The 20,307-nt window shown below is 65.1% G+C and carries 20 protein-coding genes and 1 tRNA gene; 10 read left to right on the top strand and 11 right to left on the bottom strand.

Annotated elements, in window-relative coordinates:
* Nucleotides 1–63 precede the first annotated feature (63 nt).
* Nucleotides 64–876, bottom strand: coding sequence for a Bug family tripartite tricarboxylate transporter substrate binding protein (locus tag HW532_RS00325; RefSeq protein ID WP_213162537.1), 813 nt, complete (start codon nt 874–876; stop codon nt 64–66).
* 339 nt (nt 877–1,215) lie between these two features.
* Here HW532_RS00325 and HW532_RS00320 point away from each other — a divergent pair, with 339 nt between their 5' ends.
* The 4 genes from HW532_RS00320 to HW532_RS00305 all read left to right on the top strand — a co-directional run bounded on the left by HW532_RS00320 (nt 1,216) and on the right by HW532_RS00305 (nt 4,750).
* Entirely contained in the window at nt 1,216–2,115 is a 900-nt protein-coding gene (locus HW532_RS00320) for a fumarylacetoacetate hydrolase family protein (RefSeq protein ID WP_246479381.1), read from the top strand.
* 31 nt (nt 2,116–2,146) lie between these two features.
* Nucleotides 2,147–2,902: a GntR family transcriptional regulator gene (locus tag HW532_RS00315; protein ID WP_213162536.1), complete on the top strand. Its 756-nt coding sequence runs from the start codon at nt 2,147–2,149 to the stop codon at nt 2,900–2,902.
* Nucleotides 2,903–2,967: 65 nt separating this feature from the next.
* A complete protein-coding gene (locus HW532_RS00310) occupies nt 2,968–3,627 on the top strand; it encodes a polysaccharide deacetylase family protein (RefSeq protein ID WP_213162535.1) in 660 nt (219 codons plus the stop codon).
* 76 nt (nt 3,628–3,703) lie between these two features.
* Nucleotides 3,704–4,750, top strand: coding sequence for a uroporphyrinogen decarboxylase family protein (locus tag HW532_RS00305; RefSeq protein WP_213162534.1), 1,047 nt, complete (start codon nt 3,704–3,706; stop codon nt 4,748–4,750).
* Nucleotides 4,751–4,885: 135 nt separating this feature from the next.
* Here the strand turns inward: HW532_RS00305 and HW532_RS00300 are convergent, their stop codons facing one another.
* Both HW532_RS00300 and HW532_RS00295 read right to left on the bottom strand, forming a co-directional pair.
* Nucleotides 4,886–5,272, bottom strand: coding sequence for a VOC family protein (locus HW532_RS00300; RefSeq protein ID WP_213162533.1), 387 nt, complete (start codon nt 5,270–5,272; stop codon nt 4,886–4,888).
* 151 nt (nt 5,273–5,423) lie between these two features.
* Nucleotides 5,424–5,708, bottom strand: a complete 285-nt coding sequence (locus tag HW532_RS00295) for a hypothetical protein (protein WP_213162532.1) — start codon at nt 5,706–5,708, stop codon at nt 5,424–5,426.
* A gap of 462 nt (nt 5,709–6,170) precedes the next feature.
* On the opposite strand from HW532_RS00295, the gene HW532_RS00290 reads away from it, so the two are divergent.
* Nucleotides 6,171–6,246, top strand: a tRNA-Thr gene (locus tag HW532_RS00290).
* 41 nt (nt 6,247–6,287) lie between these two features.
* Here the strand turns inward: HW532_RS00290 and HW532_RS00285 are convergent.
* The 6 genes from HW532_RS00285 to HW532_RS00260 form a co-directional block, all read right to left on the bottom strand.
* Complete coding sequence (locus HW532_RS00285; protein ID WP_213162531.1) at nt 6,288–7,067, bottom strand: proteasome-type protease; 780 nt, start codon at nt 7,065–7,067, stop codon at nt 6,288–6,290.
* A 43-nt stretch (nt 7,068–7,110) separates the two neighbouring features.
* Nucleotides 7,111–7,920 carry a transglutaminase family protein gene (locus tag HW532_RS00280; RefSeq protein ID WP_213162530.1) on the bottom strand — a complete coding sequence of 270 codons (810 nt, stop codon included), beginning with the start codon at nt 7,918–7,920 and terminating at the stop codon, nt 7,111–7,113.
* Nucleotides 7,921–7,937: 17 nt separating this feature from the next.
* Entirely contained in the window at nt 7,938–8,885 is a 948-nt protein-coding gene (locus HW532_RS00275; protein WP_213162529.1) for an alpha-E domain-containing protein, read from the bottom strand.
* A gap of 51 nt (nt 8,886–8,936) precedes the next feature.
* On the bottom strand, nt 8,937–10,352 hold the full coding sequence (locus HW532_RS00270; protein WP_213162528.1) for a circularly permuted type 2 ATP-grasp protein: 1,416 nt from the start codon (nt 10,350–10,352) through the stop codon (nt 8,937–8,939).
* A gap of 238 nt (nt 10,353–10,590) precedes the next feature.
* Nucleotides 10,591–11,172, bottom strand: a complete 582-nt coding sequence (locus HW532_RS00265; RefSeq protein WP_213162527.1) for a BA14K family protein — start codon at nt 11,170–11,172, stop codon at nt 10,591–10,593.
* Between the two features lie 256 nt (nt 11,173–11,428).
* The gene (locus HW532_RS00260) at nt 11,429–11,899 is read right to left on the bottom strand and encodes a copper chaperone PCu(A)C (RefSeq protein WP_213162526.1); all 471 of its coding nucleotides are present in this window, start codon (nt 11,897–11,899) and stop codon (nt 11,429–11,431) included.
* 512 nt (nt 11,900–12,411) lie between these two features.
* Here HW532_RS00260 and HW532_RS00255 point away from each other — a divergent pair.
* Together HW532_RS00255 and HW532_RS00250 are read left to right on the top strand one after the other, a co-directional pair.
* Nucleotides 12,412–13,452 (top strand): Fe(3+) ABC transporter substrate-binding protein, encoded by a 1,041-nt coding sequence (locus HW532_RS00255; protein WP_213162525.1) that lies wholly within the window; start codon nt 12,412–12,414, stop codon nt 13,450–13,452.
* A 144-nt stretch (nt 13,453–13,596) separates the two neighbouring features.
* The gene (locus HW532_RS00250; protein WP_246479379.1) at nt 13,597–15,354 is read left to right on the top strand and encodes an ABC transporter permease; all 1,758 of its coding nucleotides are present in this window, start codon (nt 13,597–13,599) and stop codon (nt 15,352–15,354) included.
* 88 nt (nt 15,355–15,442) lie between these two features.
* Here the strand turns inward: HW532_RS00250 and bfr are convergent, their stop codons facing one another.
* Nucleotides 15,443–15,928: a bacterioferritin gene (gene bfr / locus HW532_RS00245; protein WP_213162524.1), complete on the bottom strand. Its 486-nt coding sequence runs from the start codon at nt 15,926–15,928 to the stop codon at nt 15,443–15,445.
* Nucleotides 15,929–16,016: 88 nt separating this feature from the next.
* On the bottom strand, nt 16,017–16,301 hold the full coding sequence (locus tag HW532_RS00240; RefSeq protein WP_246479377.1) for a (2Fe-2S)-binding protein: 285 nt from the start codon (nt 16,299–16,301) through the stop codon (nt 16,017–16,019).
* 397 nt (nt 16,302–16,698) lie between these two features.
* Between HW532_RS00240 and HW532_RS00235 the strand changes: the two genes are divergently transcribed.
* The 3 genes from HW532_RS00235 to HW532_RS00225 all read left to right on the top strand — a co-directional run bounded on the left by HW532_RS00235 (nt 16,699) and on the right by HW532_RS00225 (nt 20,275).
* Nucleotides 16,699–17,259: a hypothetical protein gene (locus HW532_RS00235; protein ID WP_213162522.1), complete on the top strand. Its 561-nt coding sequence runs from the start codon at nt 16,699–16,701 to the stop codon at nt 17,257–17,259.
* Between the two features lie 63 nt (nt 17,260–17,322).
* Nucleotides 17,323–18,591: an imelysin family protein gene (locus HW532_RS00230; RefSeq protein ID WP_213162521.1), complete on the top strand. Its 1,269-nt coding sequence runs from the start codon at nt 17,323–17,325 to the stop codon at nt 18,589–18,591.
* A gap of 139 nt (nt 18,592–18,730) precedes the next feature.
* Nucleotides 18,731–20,275, top strand: coding sequence for a di-heme oxidoreductase family protein (locus tag HW532_RS00225; RefSeq protein ID WP_246479376.1), 1,545 nt, complete (start codon nt 18,731–18,733; stop codon nt 20,273–20,275).
* Nucleotides 20,276–20,307: the final 32 nt, after the last annotated feature.

The raw sequence follows: 20,307 nt of genomic DNA, 5'->3' as shown, positions 1-20,307 counted from the left end.
CGGCTGGGGTGTGTGCGGGAAGCCGGGCCCGCTAGAGACTGCCGGCTTCCCCCGATCTTGGGATCAGTTAGCCTGAGCGCTCGCCGCTTTGGCGATCTCCCCCCATTTCTCGACCTCGCCGGAAATGAACGGCGGCAGCTCCGACAGGGAGATCGTGTCCTGCTCGATCCCGCTGCGCTCCAACACCTTCCTTGTGGCCTCCGTCTTGAGTGCCACGCCGACGGCATTGTGGAGTTTCTCGGTCACGTCCTTCGGCATGCCGGCCGGGCCCGCAAGAAGAAACCAGGCAATGAGATCGAAGTCGGGATAGCTGTCATCGATCGGCGGGGCATCGGGCACGACCGACGAGCGCTTCGCGCCGCTCACGCCCAGGGCGCGAAGCTCGCCGCTCTCGATATACGGCTTTGCGGAGATCGGGTGATAGAACATGAAATCGACTTCGCCGGATATGACCGACGCCACACCGTCCACGGCGGAGCGGTACGGCACGTGAATCATGTTGCCGCCGCTGCGAACCTTCACAAGCTCGCCCGCGAGATGGCCGGAAGTGCCGTTTCCGGCCGAAGCGAAGGTGACGCCATCGCCGCCCTCGGCCCTGGAGCGTTCCACGAGATCTTCCAGGGTCTTGAAGTCCGAATCCCCGCGCACGACCAGCAAGGTCGGCGTGTAGCCGGCAAACGCGATCGGCGTGACGTCCTTTTCCGGATCATAGGGCAGATCGGGAAAGATGGACTTGTTGATGGCCAGCGTGCCGACAGTGCCCATCGACAGGGTGTAGCCATCGGGCTCGGCCTGGACGACCTCGTGCGTTCCGATGCTTCCGCCAGCGCCCGGCCGGTTCTCCACGACCACGGTCTGGCCCAGCTCCTCCGACATCCCCTCGCCGAGAATGCGCGTGAACATGTCGGTCGTGGTTCCGGCGGCGAATGGCACGATGATCTTTATCGGCTTGTCTGGATAGTCCTGCGCGGTGGCGTTTCCCGCCAATGCCAGGCTGACCGCGAGAACCGCGGCCGAGATTGTGGATGCTGTCTTGAACATAGTTCCTCCCCGGAACCTGAAAATTCATTGGGTTCTCTTGTGACGCCTTCGCCCCGAACGGGGCAACGTCTCTCGCGAGCATAGAAGTGGGTACGGCCTGCCGTCAACGAAATATCGATATTCCATCTCATATTTGACATTAGTGAATAATATCGATATTTCGTTGACGAGCACATGATGGAGATCGAGATGCGCTACCTCTCTTTTGAAGCGGATGACGGGCTGCGGCTTGGCGCGGTCGTGGACGATCAGGTGATCGATATCGGCGCGGCGGTTCCCGATGCCCCCGCAAGCATGAAGGACCTCATCCGTGCCGGAAGCGAGTTCGAAAGCGGGCTCAGGGCGCGCCTTGCGGAGGCCGCGGCTCCCCGCCTCCCGCTCTCGCAATGCCGGCTCGCGCCTCCGATTGCGGATGCCAGCAAGTTCATCTGCCTCGGGCTCAACTATGCCGATCACGCGAAGGAAGGCGGCTTCGCGCTTCCGGAGTATCCCGCATTGTTTCTTCGTGCCCCGAGCTCGCTGATCGGTCCGGGCCAGCCGATGCTCGTGCCGTCCTGTTCGGAACGCCTTGATTACGAAGCGGAACTCGTGATCGTCATTGGCAAGCGGTGCCGTCATGTCTCCGAAGACGCCGCTCTCGACGTCGTGTTCGGCTACACGGCGTTCAATGACGGCAGTATCCGGGATTACCAACGCCGGACGGCCCAATGGACCGCCGGCAAGAATTTCGACGCGACAGGCGCGCTGGGGCCATGGATCGTTACGGCGGACGCGGTGCCGCCCGGCGCAAGCGGGCTTGGCATCAGAACGCGCCTGAATGGCCGGACCATGCAGGACTCCACCACCGATCGTATGATTTTCCCCGTCGCACGCACGATTGCTATCCTGTCGGAGATAATGACGCTGGAGCCCGGCGATCTGATCGCGACCGGAACGCCGGAAGGCGTCGGCCATGCCCGCACGCCGCCAGTATGGATGCGTCCGGGCGACGAGGTTACCGTCGAGATCGACCGGATCGGCGCCCTGACCAATCCCGTTGCGGCCGAGGCCCCGGCAGCGCAGGCTGTGGCCTGAGGCGAACTCGACCGGGTCGAGAGGGAGCGGAATGAGCAGACAGGACGATGCCGGAGCCGCAGCCCGGTCCAGAACGTCGGACATCTTCGACAGGATCCGGCACGACATCATCCGCGGCCGGCACGCCCCTGGAGCGAAGCTGAAGATCGAGGCGCTTCGCGAACAGTATGCGAGCGGGGCGACGCCCATTCGCGAGGCGCTGAGCCTGCTGACGGCCGACGGGCTCGTCGCGCGCGAGCACCAGCGCGGCTTCCGTGTCGCAGATATAAGCACCTCCGAGTTCGAGGAATTGCTGGCGATCCGCTGTTTCATCGAGGGACGGGCGCTTCGGCTCGCCATAGAGCGGGGCGGACAGGACTGGGAGGAAGACGTCGTTCTCGCCCGCCACCGGCTGCTTGGCCGGGCGTCCTGGGAGGCCAATGGGGACGAAACCGAGTGGGAGGATTACCACAAGAGCTTCCACATGGCCCTGATCTCGGCCTGCGGGTCCCGGACGCTTCTGCGCCTGTCCAACCAGCTCTATGACGAGAACAGCCGATACCGGCATATCGCCCGGCTCAAGGGCGGCGCCCGGCCCACCGTCTACAAGGAGCATGACCAGATCGCGGAGGCCGTGCTGGCGCGCGATGCGGATCTGGCGGTGCAGCTTCTGGAGAGCCACTACAGGACGACCGGAAACCTGCTCCGCGAAGCGCTCGAGACCCTATCCCCTTCCCCGGGTGACGGCGCAACGCAGGATACGCCGCCTGCGTCCCGGGACGCGGCGTCTTCCGGCACCGGGTCCTGACGCCCGCATCGATGCGCGCCCTGCACCGGACCGGGCCAGAGGATCAGCAGAACGAGACCCGGCCTATGAAACGACTGACCTTCACCTTCGACAACGGCCCCTGTCCCGGAGCGACCGACAGGCTCCTCGACTTTCTTGCCGAGCGCCGGATCAAGGCCACCTTCTTCGTTATCGGGCACCTGCTGGCCGATCCGGACCGGCGGCGGCTCGCAGACCGCGCCAAGGCGGAGGGCCACTGGATCGGCAATCACACATTCAGCCATGCCACCCCGCTCGGGGTGGACGGAAGCCCGGAACGGGTACGCCATGAAATCGGCGACGCCCAGTGCCAGTTGGGTGCCCTCTCGCACCCCGCCAAGTTCTTCCGCCCCAATGGCGGCGGGGAGCTCGGCCCCCATGTGCTCAGTGGCGCGGCAATCGACTATCTGAAGGAGCATCGCTTCACGCTCGTGACCTGGAACAGCGTGCCGGGCGACTGGAAGGAACCGCACGAGGCCTGGTTCGCCCGCGCGCTGGCCGACCTAGACAAGGACCCGTGGACGGTTCTCGTTCTTCATGACGAGCATATCGCCCAGATGACGGATCTTCTGGAGCGGTTCTGCGACGAGCTCGAGCGCCGGACCATAGAGATCGTGCAGGACTTCCCCGCGGCGTGCGTGCCGATCGACCGGGGCCGCCCCGGCGAGGGCTTGTCCCGCCTGGAGCCTGCGAACGCAGTCCGATGAGGTTCGCCGCCATCCGGACACCAAGGATACTGACGGGCCGCGAAGACACCGGCAGAACAACAGAGATAGGTATCGCATGACATTCAATTCCGTGCTTCCCACCACCGTCGTCGGCAGCTACGCCCAGCCGCACTGGCTGATCGACCGGGAGAAACTGGGCTCGACGGTCCCTCGCGTGCGCATGAAGGATGTCTGGCGCATTCCCGAGCCGTTCCTCCACGAGGCGCAGGACGATGCGACGATCCTCGCCATCCGGGACATGGAGCGCGCGGGAATCGACATCATCACGGACGGCGAGATCCGCAGGGAGAGCTACTCCAACCGTTTCGCCACCGCTCTCGACGGCATCGACCAGGAAAACCCGGCGACGATCATCGGCCGGGCGGGCAAGCCGACGCGCGTGCCGCGCGTGGTGGGAAAGCTCAGCCGACGGGAGCCCGTGGAAGTCGGCGCGGTCGAGTTCCTGCGCCGGAACACCGACCGGAAGATCAAGATCACCCTGCCCGGCCCCTTCACGATGGCGCAGCAGGCCAGCAACGAATTCTACAGCGACGACGAGGAGATGGCGCTGGATCTGGCCGCCGCGGTCAACGAGGAACTGCACGATCTGGTGGCCGCCGGCGCCGATATCGTCCAGCTCGACGAGCCCTGGATGCAGGCGATGCCCGAGGCAGCCGAGCGCTATGCGGTGCGGGCGATCAACCGCGCCCTTGACGGCGTGAAAGGCTCCACGGCGCTCCATATGTGTTTCGGCTACGCCGCCCTGGTCAAGGACAAGACGGCGCGCGGCTACTCGTTCCTGCCCCAGCTCAATGACACCAGCGCGGACTTCATCTCCATCGAAGCGGCGCAGCCGAAGCTCGATCTGGGGATTCTCAAGGACATATCGGACGACAAGGTCGTGATCCTGGGCGTGCTCGATCTCGGCACGCATGACGTGGAAACGCCGGATCAGGTGGCGGACAGAATTCGGCAGGCCTTGGAATACCTCCCTCCCGAGCGGATCATGCCCGCGCCCGATTGCGGGATGAAATATCTGGAGCGGGATGTTGCCTTCGGAAAATTGTCGGCGCTCAGCCAAGGTGCATCGCTTGTGCGCCAGGAGTTGACGGGCCGGGTGTGAGCCCGCAGCAGGTCACCCCAAGGTGATACGAGCGCCGGGGCAGGCACTCCGGTTGGACACGCCCATTGCCGCAGTTGAGCACGCGGCACTGGGCGGGATGCCGGCCTGAATTGGCGGTACCGATGCAGCGGATCCCTACTCCGGAGGCGGTTCGTCCGGTGTAAAATCGTCGCTGCTTCTCAGCGCGCAGCGATTGCCATCCGGATCGCTGAATTCGGCCGTACTGCCCCAGGCATGGTCACCCCGTGTCACGGCGACGCCGTGGCGTTCGAGATGCCGGCAATCGGCATCGAGATCGCGGGTGTTGAACCGCAGCTTCGTCGGGCACCGGTCGACGGGCTTGGTAGCACGGCTGGCGAGGCCGCCGGTCTCCACCATCAGATAGGCGCCGCCGAACTCGAAGCAGGTGAGTTCTTCATCGGCGAACAGCACCGCAAGCCCCATCACATCGCGATAGAACGCGACGCAGTCCGCATAGCGTTCGGTGTTCAGGATGACGCCGGTTCCGGCGAGATGCATCATCGCTCAGATCCCCCCATCAGGGTTCCGGATCCAGGATGGACGGCTTGGCGCCGAGTCCGATCCGGCCGACCTCCTCAAGCCCTACCTGGCCAAGCCGATGACCATAGCGAGCAAGAAGACTGGCGCCCGGCGAACGGCCCGCCGGAGCATTTCACTGAGCGTCGCTCGTATCCTGGACCTTGTTCAGACTTTTCCTCACCTGATCATAACGTGTCTGCATACACAGATCGCGGGCCCGGTTGAACAGGTTCGCGGCTTTCTCGCCTGCCTCGTTCAATTCACTCTCGGCCTTGGCGACACTGCGCATGCAGTCGCGCACCGAGGTGTAGGTCTTTTGATCGGCAATAGCCGGCTCAACTCCTATCGCCCCGATTGCGAGCGTTGCAGCAAGCAGGATCGTCCAACTGAATGCGGGCGCGGTTCCAGCGCGTCTCACGGCACACCTCCCTTCTTCTCGCGACCGACAATGGACCGATTGTCCCGGCTATAGTCGGTCGCTCCTCGCCTCACAGGTGGTACACAAGGTCCGGCAGATCAAGCAATCGTCGGGAACAGGTCGGTGCCCAGTATATCGAGCCACCGCCACAGGCGATGGCTGGACCTGTTTATTCTCTGCAAGCGTCATAAGCTGGGACGCGCATGCATCGGCAACTTTGATTCGTCCTTAAGTTCGGAGACGGAGATAAGCGACGACTTGCAGTCTGCCGATCTTCGGCGGGAAGGCGAAGCGCACGGAACGCGCGGTGCTCGCCGCAACCAGAAAGCGACGGGGCTGGGTGAACGAGAATGGAAAGAGACGCGTTATCGGACTGAACGGCTGAGAGAGTGTCAGAAAATCCGTTTGACGCTTGACCGGCTACCCGAGAGATGGTTGAAGATCAACGCTTTCATGGACAGCGCCGGCTTAGCTCAGTTGGTAGAGCGGCTGATTTGTAATCAGTAGGTCGGGGGTTCGAATCCCTCAGCCGGCACCACAACAATTCCCAATATATTTCAATTCATTGGGACAGCCTCCTCACCTCACAGACGAGCCTTTCGAAGGCGCCTCCGGCGGGCGTTCGGCGCCGGCCATGTCGAACGGGTCGAGATGGCCGAAAACATCGCGCAGCGCGGTGGACCAGGCCTCCGACAGGGCGAGGAAATAGGGATCGTTCTGGTCGATCCGGCGCTCCAGCGTGAGCGACAGCGTGTCGCCGCGATAGAGCACGAGATCGATCGGCATGCCGACGGACAGGTTGCTCCTGAGCGTGGAATCGAAGGAGAGCAGCATCAGCGTCGCCGCGTCGCCGAGCCGCATGTCGGTGTCCGCGATCCGGTCGAGGATGGGCTTGCCGTATTTGTGCTCGCCGATCTGGAGATAGGGCGTGTCCTCGGTCGCCTCTATGAAGTTGCCCTCCGCATAGAGCTGGAAGAGCCGGGGCTCCTCCGTGCCGATCTGGCCGCCGAGGATCATGGAGGTCGCAAAGCCGCCGGAGGCCTCCAGCGCCGGCCCGTCTATGTGGCGCACCTTGCGGATCGCCTCGCCCACCAGGCGGGCGGCGTGGAACATGCTCGTCACCGTCATGAGCGAGGAGCGCGCATCGTCGGCGACCTTGATGTCCTCCTCCAGCTCGGAGATCACCGCCTGGCTGATCGCCAGATTGCCCGCCGACAGGAGCACCAGAACGCGCTCGCCGGTGCGCTCCAGCGTCCACACCTTCCGGAAGGTCGCGATGTTGTCGACCCCGGCATTGGTCCGGGTGTCGGCCGCGAAGGCGAGGCCGTTCCGGAGCCGCATAGCCACGCAATAGGTCATGTGCTTTCACGCCTGCTTCCCGGCGCCCCGGGAATCGGGACGCCTATTGCTGGGATGTTTGCTGCTGGACCTCGACGCAAACGTCAAGCGTATCGTGGTGACCGCCGCGCCGCGTGCCGCGCACAGGCGCGGCGTCGAGCGCATCGAGCCCGCAGGCAAGCCGCACATAGATATCGGTCGGGCACATCCTGTGCACCACGTCGAAACCGATCCAGCCGAGCCCGTCGACATGAGCCTCCGCCCAGGCGTGGTTGGCCTCCGCGTTCGGGCTATCGCGGTCGAGCAGATAGCCCGTCACATAGCGCGCGGGACAGCCATCGGCGCGCGCGGCGGAGATGAAGACATGGGCAAAGTCCTGGCACACGCCATGGCCGGCGGCCAGTGCCTCCGCGCCGGGCGTAGAGGCTTCCGTGACCCCGACATTGAACGTCATGGCATCGGCCACGCGGTCCATCAGGGCATGGAGCCGCTCCACCGGATCGTCCGGTTCGAGCCCGGCGGCCAGCGCGCGGATGCGATCGTCGGGCTCGGTGAGGGCCGTGACGCGCTCATAGACACGCGCCGGGGCAACCTCGCGGGCGCCCCTCACCACGCCGGCGGCGTCCTCGGTCTCCACCTCGCCCTCCGCGACGATCTCCAGGTCGTCATGCGGATCGGCCACGGTCACGAGGTGGACGGTGTTGCCATAGCCGTCCACGAAGGAGGCCGCGCCCTCGATGCCCGGCACGGCGATCCTCCAGCCCGTCACCGACTGGCTCTCGAAGGATTGCGGCGTCAGGCGCAGGCTGTGGACGGAATGGCTGGCCGAACCGTCGAACCGGTAGCGTGTCCGGTGGCGCACTGTGATCAGCATGGGCGATGCGCTCCTCCTCAGGCGGCGAAATGATAGTCGACGGCGATCTGCTGGCTGAGCCGGTTGTTGCGGGCGATGAAATCGCGCAGGAACTCGTGCAGCCCGTTCTGGAAGATGCGGTTCATGTCGCCGTCCCACAACAGCCGCGCGGTGTCTCCCGCCTGATCGTTGCTCGGCTGGTGCGCGCCGTAGAAACGCTCCAGATAGCCGAGCTGCTCGGTGATCCGGTCGTAGCAGAAGGCGAGCGAGCGCGGCATCTGCGCGTTCAGGATCAGATATTCGCCGATGTTCCAGGAATTGTATCCCGTCCGGTACACCCAGCCATAGCTGCGGTGGGCGGCGACCGAGCGCAGGATGGCCGACCACTGGTAGTTGTCGACGCCGCCGCCGACGATCTCGTTCTCCGGCAGCAGGATGTAGTATTTCACGTCGACGATGCGGGCGGTGTTGTCGGCACGCTCCACATACAGGCCGACATGGGAGAAGAAATAGGCGTCGTTGCGCAGCATGGTGCCGCTCAGGACGCCGCGGAACAGTGCGGCGCGCTCCTTAATCCAGTCCAGGAACTCCGGCAGGGCGTTGGTGGTGATGCTGTCCGGCTTCGTGGCGGAGAATTCGAGCCAGGTGGCGTTGAGGCTTTCCCACACCTCGCGCGTCACCTCCGTGCGTACCGCGCGCATGTTGCGCCGTGCGGTGGACAGGCACGAGCGGACGCTGGAGGCGTTGTCGGGATCGAACAGCATGTAGTCGATCATGGCACGCATGGTGATGGTGTCGTGGCGGGCGAAGAAACCCTTCTCGCAGCCGGCGCTGGCGAGCGTGGAGCGCCATTCGTCGCGATGGCCCTGCCCCTCATGCGGCATGAGCGCCATGCGGTAGCCGACATCAAGCAGGCGGGCCATGTTTTCCGCCCGCTCCATGTAACGCGCGAGCCAGAACAGATCGTTTGCGGTACGCGACAGCATCTTGGATCCTGAAACCTCCCTCCCCTCGTGGCCGGTTGCGCGGCCCCTCGTTCAGTCCCTCAGCACCCAGGTGTCCTTGGTGCCGCCGCCCTGGCTCGAATTGACGACCAGCGACCCGTCCGGCAGAGCGACGCGGGTCAACCCGCCCGGCGTCAGCCGGATCTCGTCGCCGACCAGAACGAAGGGGCGCAAATCCACATGGCGCGGCGCCACACCGCCCTCGACCAGCGTCGGGCAGGTGGACAGGGCAAGCGTTGGCTGGGCGATATAGTTGGCCGGCCTGGCCTTCAGCTTGGCGGCGAAGGCCTCGCGCTCGGCCTTGCTCGCCGCCGGGCCGATCAGCATGCCGTAGCCGCCCGAACCGTGGACCTCCTTCACCACGAGATCCTTCAGGTGCTCCAGGACATAGGCGAGATCGTCCGGCCTCCGGCAGTCATAGGTCGGCACATTGTTCAGGATCGGCCGCGCGCCTGTGTAGAACTCCACGATGTCGGGCACATAGGCATAGATCGCCTTGTCGTCGGCGATGCCGGCCCCCGGCGCGTTGACGAGCGTCACATTGCCGGCCCGGTAGACCTCGAAGAGACCGGCCGCGCCGAGCAGCGAATCGGGCCGGAAGACGAGCGGGTCGAGGAACGGATCGTCGATGCGGCGATAGACGACATCGATCTGTTCGAGCCCCTGTGTCGTCTTCATGTAGAGGTAGCCGTCCGCGACCTCCAGATCCTGCCCCTCAACGAGCTCCACCCCCATCTGATCGGCCAGGAAGGAATGCTCGAAATAGGCGCTGTTATGGATACCGGGGGTCAGCACGACAATGGTCGGCTCGCGGTCGAGACCGGGTGGCGCCACGCTCACGAGCGTCTGGCGCAGCTTGTGCGGATAGTCCTCCACCGGCGCGACCCTGTGGCTTGCGAACAGGTCCGGGAAGAGGTGCATCATCGTCTCCCGGTTCTCCAGCATGTAGGAGACGCCGGAGGGGGTACGCAGATTGTCCTCCAGGACGAAGAACTCGTTCTCGCCGGTGCGCACGATATCGACGCCGATGACATGGGCGTAGATGCGCCGCGCCGGCTCCACGCCGATCATCTCCGGCATGAAGGCCTCGTTCTGGATGACGAGTTCCTTCGGGATGCGGCCGGCCCTGAGGATCTCCTGGCGGTGATAGATGTCGTAGACGAAGGCGTTGAGCGCGCGCACCCGCTGCTCGATGCCGGCGGCCAGCCGGCGCCATTCGGGCGCCGACAGGATGCGCGGCACGATGTCGAAGGGGATGAGCCGCTCCGTCGCCTCCTCCACGCCGTAGACGGCGAAGGTGATGCCCATGCGCCGGAACAGCTCCTCGGCGTGGCGGCGCTTGCCCTGAAGCCCGTCGACCGACTGATCGTCCAGCCAGCTGTTGAACAATGAATAGGGCTGGCGGATATCGCCCGCGCCCCACATCTCGTCGAATGCTTTTCCCGTCATGGCTGTGCGTAACGCAACCTCCCTCTCCGGACAGACAACGCGGGCCGGCCGCCCATGGTTCCCGCCCGGGTCGGATTCCGGGACAGGACGGGCCGAAATGCGGGCACGCACGCGCCTTCGCACACACCGATACCGGTTGCGCGAGATGCCGTGCCCGATCTGGAGGGAGTGATCGTCACGATAAACGGGCCCGGCGCGGATAGCCGGACCCGTTCATCACTCTAGCACCAAAATTCGCTCACCGACAGAACCGCAACCGACCGGAATAGGCCCTGTAGCGCCCCGTGCGGGGATTGAAGGTGCGGTACTTGGCACTGCAGCAGCGGTACCAGGGCGTGCTCCAGCGTGCAAAGCGCGAGCAATTGTTGCTCGGCGGTGCCGCATAGCCGCCCGAATACCCTCCGGAATAATAGTTGTCGTTGTAATAGGGTCGCGCGGCGAGCGCCGACAGGCCGAGGAACAGGCCGGCCGCGCCGAGCGCGATCCCCACACCATTATCGTAATAGTCGTTGTCGTAGTAGTAGTAACGGTTGTGGCGGTGATGCCGGTAGTCGTAGTGGCGCTTGCGCCAGGCCCGATGGCGATGCCGCCATTTCCTGCGCTGCCAGCGGTCGCGCCCGCGCCAATGTTTGCGGTACGCCCTGCGATTGCCGCGCCACTGTTCGGCGACCTCGATGAGATCGGACGTTTCCGCCACCGGCAGAACCGCCTCGCCGGCGCGCGCACCAACCGATGCACCCGCCGCCGCGGCGGGATCGGAGGCTGCCAGCGCGAGACCGCCGGCGACGAGTCCCGCAGCCACTGTCCTCGATAGGGTCATTGGGTCGCTCCCTGTTCGGAGCACCGTCCCACCCCGGCTCACACAGGAGTCAAGGAAAGCACTCCAACATATTGAACCGACCAGATGTTTCTCGGAAGCGCCGTGCTCCAGAAGCACTGGTCCAACGCCCCTCTCGCCATGTCCGTCTGCCGGACACGAAACCGCCCAATCGGGCTGTCCACCCGCTGTTAAGCATAGTTTACCACGATGGCGTCATTGTGGTAGCTGGCGGATGGTGGCCGGGTTGCGCACCACCCTAGCGTGCCGCTGCATCGCTCGCGCGTGCGGGCCGTCCCTCGACCGGCATGGTGATCTCGACCGCGCCGGCGCGACGGAAATGGAGCGTGACGGGAATCTCGGTGCGCTGTGCGAAGGTCGCCTTCAGCCCGAGGAATTCCAGATAGGTGCCGCCGGGCTTGAGTGCCACGGTCGCGCCCGGAGCGATCTCCACACCGTGCCCGGTGTCGCTCCGCGCAGGGCTATCCGGCCCGGCGGGCGCGGGGCGAAGCTCCACGGCCCGTGCCGCCCGGCTCTCGCCACCGGTCAGCCTGTCCGCCACGCCACCGGCATTCGTGATCGAGAGATAGCCGGCTCCAGCCCCTTCCTTACCCTGAAGCGGCCGCGCCCAGGGATGGTCGATCTGCAGGCTGCTGCGCGTGAACTGGTGAGCCCACGCGACGAAACCGCCAGCCGTCAAGGCTGCCGCCAGGGCAAATTGCACAACCATCCGCATTCGGGACACTCCGTATCGGGCCGCCGCGACAGGGGGCTCTCCACCGGACGCTGCCAAGGCCTGCGGGCAGGTATCGCGCCATCTGCCCGTCCTCGGTCCCATCATCTACGCCGGCTTTTTTGATCGTCATCAATGCGACCGATCATCACCGTCCGCGATGTTTGCGTATGCCTTCCGCGCCGGATCGGCGGCGATCCTCCGAGCTGCAAGGTCCGGAATTGCGCAAGGCTTCGCCGCCGCCCGGCCGAATGCGGCACCGTCCAACGGCTTCGAGAAACCATTCATTCGAATTCTTCTAATTCTAACATAATGATTTAAAAGGATTTTTGCGACACAAGGTCGCGAGAAACGCTTCCCCGTTGAATATGGAGCTGTTAGCCTTCTATGACCAACGAACGTGGTCGGGAATTGGCCTATTTCCTTATCCGTCCTCAAGCAGGGTCGATCTGGACGGCAAGGTCGGGCAACGACGATCCGGAGAAATCGAGACCCCGGAGAACATGACGATGAAGCTGAGAAACACGGTAGCGGGCATCGCGGTTGCCCTCACGGTCGGTGTCGGCACGATGGCGGGCGCACAGGCCGAGGAAGTCAATGTCTATTCCTATCGCCAGCCCTTCCTGATCAAGCCGCTGCTCGACGCCTTCACCGAGAAGACCGGCATCGAGACGAACGTGCTGTTCGACGACAAGGCGCTGATCGAGCGGATGGTGCAGGAAGGCCAGAACAGCCCCGCGGATCTCCTGCTCACCGTCGATATCGGACGGCTGGAGAACGCGGTGGCCAGCGGCGTCACGCAATCCGCCGAGTCGGAGGTGCTGGAGAAGAACATTCCCGCCGCCTATCGCGACGAGAATGGCCAATGGTTCGGCCTGACGACGCGCGCCCGCGTGATCTTCGCCTCCAAGGACCGGGTCGAGCAGGACACGATCACCTATGAAGAGCTCGCCGATCCCAAGTGGAAGGGCAAGATCTGCATGCGCTCGGGCCAGCACGTCTACAATGTCGCGCTGATCGCCTCCATCATCGCCCATGACGGCGAGGAGAAGGCGGAGGAATGGCTGCGCGGCGTGAAGGCCAACCTCGCGCGCAAGCCCGCCGGCAACGACCGCGCCCAGGTCAAGGGCGTCTATACGGGCGAATGCGACATCGCGCTGGCCAACACCTACTACATGGCCAAGATGCTGCAGAACGACAAGGAGCCCGAGCAGAAGGAATGGGCCCGCTCGGCGCGGATCATCTTCCCGAACACGGACGGTCGCGGCACGCATGTCAACGTGTCGGGCGTGGCGCTCGCCAAGAACGCGCCGAACCGCGAGAACGCCGTCAAGCTGATGGAGTTCCTGTCGAGCGACGATGCCCAGCAGATCTATGCGGAGGTCAATAACGAATATCCGGTCAATCCGGATGTGGAGGCCTCCGAACTCGTGGAATCCTGGGGCGACTTCAAGCGGGACCCGTTACCGCTTGACCGCATCGCGGAGCTGCGCAAGAAGGCCAGCGAGCTGGTCGACAAGGTCGGCTTCGACGACGGGCCGGAATCGTAAGCCTTACGCCGGCTTCGGCCGGACAGGGCCATATGCAGGAGACACCAGGCCGGAGGGGCGCCCGCACGCCTCTCCGGCTTCTGGCATTGAGAGCAGGGTAGCAGACGCGGCATGCAGGGACCGACACCCGGACAGGAGCCATCCATGGCGGCGGGCACGACGCTCCGCGGCACCGGTTCCGCGCGCCCCGCGATGGCCCGCCGGCGCCCATGGCCCGCCCTGCCCGGCTGGACGCTCGTCGCCCTTCTTGTGAGCGCCATCGCGCTGGCTCCGATCATTGCACTCCTGCTCATCGCGGTGACCAATGCGGAAGGCAACGCCTGGCCGCATCTCCTCTCCACGGTGCTGCCCGCCGCCGTGATGACGACGGTCTGGCTCATGCTTGGCGTGGGCGCGGTCGTGCTGTTCGTGGGAACGTCGTCGGCCTGGCTCGTGACCATGTACGACTTCCCCGGCCGGCGCGTCTTCGAGTGGCTGCTCGTGGTGCCGCTCGCCGTTCCGACCTATCTGTCGGCCTTCACCTATATGGAGCTGTGGGACTATTCGGGCTGGGTGCAGACCGCGCTTCGCGCGCTGTTCGGCTGGCAGAGCGCCGCCGACTACTGGTTTCCGCAGATCCGCTCGCTCGGCGGCGCGATCTTCGTCATGGCCTTCGCGCTCTACCCATATGTCTATCTGACCGCACGGGCGAGTTTCGTGCAGCAATCGGTCTGCGTGCTGGAGGCGAGCCGCATGCTCGGCCATTCGCGTGGCGAGACCTTCCGCCGCATCGCCTTGCCATTGGCGCGTCCCGCGCTCGCGGCGGGCGCCACGCTGGCGCTCATGGAATGCCTGAACGATATCGGCGCGGTGCAGTTCTTCGGCGTCAACACGCTGACAGTCAGTGTCTATGCCACCTGGCTTCAGCGCTCCAATCTGGGCGGTGCAGCCCAGATCGCCTGCGTCATGCTCGTCTTCGTGCTGTTCCTCCTGTGGCTTGAGCGCTGGAGCCGGCGCCAGCAGCGCTTCCACCACACCACGAAGCGCTACCGGAACCTGCAGCGCACGCCGCTCTCCGGGCTCGCCGGGCTCCTCGCTGCGGCGTCCTGCGCCCTGCCCATCCTCATCGGCTTCGGCATTCCCTGCATCGTGCTGATCGACGCCGCCCTCACCCACTGGGAAGTCGGCTTCACAAGCGAATTCTGGGGCTATGTCTTCAACACGCTGACGCTGTCGAGTGCGGCCGCCGCCATCGCCGTGGTCGTCGGCATCGCGCTGACCTATGCGCGCAAGATGGACGAGCGGCCTCTGGTGCACATGGCGACCCGGCTCGCCTCCGTCGGCTACGCCGTGCCGGGAACCGTGCTCGCCATCGGCATCCTCGTGCCGCTGTCGGCGCTCGACAATCTCGTCGACGGCTGGGCACGCACGCTCCTCGGCGTCTCCACCGGCCTCATCCTCACCGGCAGCGCGGCGGCCATCATCGCGGCCTATGTGATCCGCTTCCTCGCCGTCTCGCAGGGGGCCATCGAGTCAGGCTTCTCGAAGGTCTCGCCCAATCTCGACGCGGCGGCGCGCACGCTGGGCCGCACCACGACGGGCACGCTGCGCGAGGTGCACCTACCGCTGCTCAAGCCCGCGCTCGGGGCCGCCGCCGTCCTCGTCTTCGTGGATTCGATGAAGGAGCTGCCGGCCACATTGCTGCTCAGGCCGTTCAATTTCGACACGCTCGCCACGCATATCTACACGCTCGCCTCCTTCGACCTGTTCGAGCAGGGCGCCCTGCCCGCCCTCACCATCGTGGCGGTCGGCTGCGTACCGATCTTCTATCTCCAGCGTCTCCTGATCGCCAACCGGACGGGCGAGCCCGAGCGCACCGTCTCCGCATCCGCACTCTCCGGCCGCAAGGCCACGGCCCCATAACGAAAACGCCCCGGACCAGACGGGCCGGAGCGTCGTTCATGCCTTGCCTGCCGGTCCGCGACCGACAGAAGCGGGATCCTAGCCGATCCTATTCGCCCTCGTCGGCGGCGCCGGCCTGGAGCTGGCCGTAATTCTCGATGCCGATGGACTTGATCAGGTCGAGCTGGGTCTCCAGCCAGTCAATATGGCCTTCCTCGTCGGAGAGCAGCTCCTCGAAGAGGTTCTGGGAGACATAGTCCTCCTTATCGCGGCACACGCCACGCGCCTCGCGATAAAGGGCGCGCGCGGAATATTCCGCCTTCAGGTCGCATTCGAGCGCTTCCTGGATGTTCTGGCCGATCATCAGCGGGTTGAGCTGCTGCATGTTCGGGAAGCCTTCCAGGAAGATGATGCGGTCCACCAGCTTGTCGGCGTGCTGCATCTCCTCGATCGACTCCTCGCGCTGCTTCTTGGCGAGCTTGGTGAAGCCCCAGTCGTCCATGAGCCTGTAGTGCAGCCAGTACTGATTGACCGCAGTCAGCTCATGGGTGAGCGACTTGTTGAGATATTCGATGACGTCCTTGTCGCCCTTCATGGAATGCTCCCGTTCCGATTGCTGCGAACCATCAGGGTTCCTGTTTGCAACCTCGGGCGGGCGACGTCAAGCTCTGTTTTGAACGATTCTAACCTTCGGCAAGCTCGGGCTCGCGTATATCCGCGCCGGCCATGCAGGCGCATCCGCCCGCCTGGCAGCAGCATGGCTGCGCTCCGGCGGCGGCCTCTTCGGCCGGCAGGCCGTGGATGATCTGGACGACATGGGAGAGACACCCGCCGCAGCGCGGGCGGTATCCGAGGCTGCGGTAGACGAGCCCCGGTGTCAGGACGGAGTCCGGGGACATCGTACGCAGCCGGTCAATCGCGTCGCGGATTTCCCGGTGTGTGATCACATTACACGAACAAACGATCATCGGGGTTCACCCGTCGTGGCCTTCGGCAAACGGCTCAAGCCCTATCCGCCCCGTCCAATTACACCGGCAAGGGCGCGCCGTCCACCCCGGAAGGGGGCTAGAAATTGAAAATAGGCGACAAGACGCCGGTCTTTTTGTCGCAGGCATCCCGAACACTTCCCGCACCCTTTAATTCGAATTATTATAATTACAACATGTTGATTTTATTTGATTATTTACATCACTTCGGCGCACAATCACTCCGTTTCAACCGTTGAAACCGCACCGCTCAACCAAGAGATCCTGACTTGTTAGGTAGGGTATTGGAGGCGATGCTTCAACGCCAATCAGTCGAGGGCGAAATGTCACTCACGACCGCACGGTTCGCTATCGCGCCGCGCCTTTGCAGGAGACCGGCATGACGAAGCGCGACGCGGCACGGGCCGGCCTTGCCGCCGGGTCCCGTCGGGACTGTCCCGCGGGCGGAACCTGCCAGCTTCTGGCGCGCCAGCCGGAACGGCTCGTCGTGACCGGCTTCCGCTGCTGGATGGCCGGCTACGAGTTCGGCGACATCGATTGCTGGGAGCATGCCTGGCGCGTCTTCTCCAACGAGCTCGGCGCGCGCGACGGGCGTACCGCGGTTACCGATCTCCAGTTCTGGGTCCGGGCGATCCGCCAGTCGAGCCAGCGCCCGATCCGCTGCTTCCCGGCCTGCTGCCGCCATGTCTGCCGCGACGAATGCATGGCGCTATCGGCCATCTCGGCCATGCAGAACGACGAGAACGGCACGGCGCATATGGCCGCCCACTACCTGACCGGGGCGGAGAGCCATATCGCCATCGGCCATGTGATCGACGCCTCGCGGGACTTCGCCCACACCCTCGCCGGGATCGGCCAGCACCTCGTGGCCGTGACGCCGGAGGTGGTCGAGGACATCGCCTCGCGCGACGAGGCCGGTCCGCCGCCGGTGGTCCATTAGGACGAGCGGCCACGGGCGCATGACGGGGGCACCGACAATGACCAACCAACCAAGGGAAATTTGATGAAACGACAGATCGCGGCCGCGGTTTTCGCCGCCGGCCTTCTCGGCTTCCAGGCAGGAGCAGGCAACGCTGCGGAGCCGAAAGACGTGCTGAAGACCTATGCCGACATCGCGCATGCCGGCTACGAGGACTCGCTGATCACCGCGAAGGCCCTCAAGGAGGCCATCGCGGCGCTGGTGGACAGCCCCAGCGAGGAGACGCTCACGGCCGCCCGCGAGGCGTGGCTCGCCGCCCGCGTGCCCTATCAGCAGACCGAGGCCTACCGGTTCGGCAACGCCATTGTCGACGAGTGGGAAGGCAAGGTGAACGCCTGGCCGCTCGACGAGGGGCTGATCGACTATGTCGACACCTCCTATGGCATGGAGTCCGACGCCAATCCCTATTACGCCGTCAATGTGATCGCCAACGAGACGATCGAGATCGGCGGCGAGACCATCGACGCCACCGAGATCACGCCGGCCTTCCTTCAGAGCCTCCACGAGCTCGGCGGCGTGGAGGCGAATGTCTCCACCGGCTATCACGCCATCGAGTTCCTGCTGTGGGGCCAGGACCTTCACGGCACGGATGCCGGCGCGGGCGAGCGGCCCTATACAGACTACGACACGGCAAACTGCACGGGTGGGCATTGCGACCGCCGCGCGGCCTATCTGACGTCGGCGGCGGACCTCCTGATCACCGATCTTGAGGAGATGGTCGCCAACTGGGCCGAGGGCGGCAAGGCCCGCACCGGGCTTCTCGACGGCGATCCGGACGCTGGCCTGCAGACCGTCATGACCGGGCTCGGTAGCCTGTCCTATGGCGAGCTCGCCGGCGAGCGCATGAAGCTCGGCCTGCTGCTGCACGACCCGGAGGAGGAGCACGACTGCTTCTCCGACAACACCCACAACTCGCACTATTACGACGAGCTCGGTATCCGCAACGTCTATCTCGGCAGCTACACGCGGATCGACGGCAGCGAGGTCAAGGGCGCCGGCATTTCCGAGCTCGTCGCCGCCAAGTCGCCGGAGGCCGACAAGGCCCTGCGCGGCAAGCTCGACGCCACGGTCGCCGCCATGGAGGCGCTGCGCAAGCGGGCCGAAGGCGGCGAGGCCTACGACCAGATGATCGGCGAGGGCAACGAGGACGGCAATACGGCGGTCCAGGCCGCGATCGACGCCCTTCTGGAGCAGACCCAGGCCATCGAGCAGGCGGTGTCCGCGCTCGATCTGGGCGGTATCGCCTTCGAGGGGTCCGACAGCCTGGACAGCCCGGACAAGGTGTTCGAATAAGAGACCGATCCCCTGCCCGGCCGCCAGCCCCCCATGAGGGCGTGGCCGGGCAGGCTCGCCGCCGGCGCGGCGTATCCACGCGCCCCCGCGCGCTTGTTGCACATTGCGTTTCGACACAGACGCGTTATTGACCCATTCCATGCCGATGTTCGAACGAGACCGCCGCTCCTGCCGTTTCGCCGGCGGTATTGCGCTCGCAGGCCTGCTTGCGGGCGTTTTTGCATTTCAGACCGCTCTGCCCGCATGGAGCGGCGAGAAGGCGCCGCGCGCCGCCGAGATCGCACCGACACGGGATTTCTCCAGGCCCGAGCCCGGCGAGGCCTTTCCCGGCGGCGAGGCGACGAGCACGAAGCCCGTCGATGCCAACGCCTTCTCGCATGCCTCCGGCAACATGCCGTTCAAGCGCGAGTTCGACTTCAAGATCGGCAACGGCATCTTCAAGAAGCTGTGGGTCTCCTCCCCCTCCTCCACGACCGCATCCGACGGGCTTGGACCGTTGTTCAATTCGCGCGCCTGCCAGCGCTGCCACCTGAAGGACGGGCGCGGCCATCCGCCGGCGGCCAACTGGCCCCATGACGACGCGGAATCCATGCTCATGAAGCTCGCCGTGCCGGCCTCTTCCGCCGACGCCGAGCGCGACGCGCTTGCCGACTATCTCGCCGCCGCCACAGCGCCCGAGCCGACCTATGGCAACCAGCTCCAGGACGTCGCCGTGCCGGGACTGCCCGCGGAAGGCCATATCCACATCGCGTACGAAGACATTCCCGTCACACTCAATGGCGGACGCACGGTCACGCTCCGCAAACCGGTCTATTCCGTCAGCGATCCCGGTTACGGGCCAATGGCGGAGGACGCGATGATGTCGGCCCGCGTCGCCAATCCGATGATCGGGCTGGGACTGCTCGACGCCATCGCGGCGGAGGACATTCTGGCCTGGGCCGACCCCGACGACGCCGATGGCGACGGGATCTCCGGCAAGCCCAACCGGGCGATGAGCCACGCCCATGGCGAGCGCATGCTGGGGCGCTATGGCTGGAAGGCGGCCCAGCCGACGGTGCTCGACCAGGTGGTCACCGCCTTCAACACCGATATGGGCCTGTCGACCCGGCTGGTGCACCGTCCGCATGGCGACTGCACACAGAGGCAGACGGAGTGCCTCGCCATGCCGACCGGCGAGGGCAAGCGCCATGACGGGCTGGAGGTCTCCAACGAGATGCTCAGGCTCGTCGACTTCTATTCGCGCAATCTCGCCGTCCCCGCCCGGCGCGACGTGGACGACCCGCAGGTGCTGGAGGGAAAGCGGCTGTTCTACGAGACGGGCTGCATCTCCTGCCATCGCCCGAAATACAGGACCCGCGCCGACGCCGACATACCGGCGGAGCAGCGCGACCAGCTCGTCTGGCCCTATACGGACATGCTGCTGCACGATATGGGCGAGCGCCTTGCCGATGGCTTCCCCGAGGGTGCGGCAACGGGCAGCGAATGGCGCACGGCCCCGCTCTGGGGCATCGGCCTCACCGAGACCGTGAGCGGCCACACCCGCTTCCTCCATGACGGGCGCGCGCGCAGCCTGCTGGAAGCCATCCTGTGGCATGGCGGCGAGGCGGAGGCCGCGCGACAGCGCGTCATCGACATGACGGATCGCGAACGCGACGCCCTGATCGCGTTCCTGAACTCGCTATAGGGCTTACCAAATCCCGGACATAAAGGAGGCGC

The sequence above is a fragment of the Kaustia mangrovi genome, assembly GCF_015482775.1.
In the GTDB taxonomy this organism is placed as follows: Bacteria; Pseudomonadota; Alphaproteobacteria; order Rhizobiales; family Im1; genus Kaustia; species Kaustia mangrovi.
The sequence above is the reverse complement of the archived record's forward strand: the minus strand, read 5'-3'. Positions and strand labels throughout refer to the sequence as shown.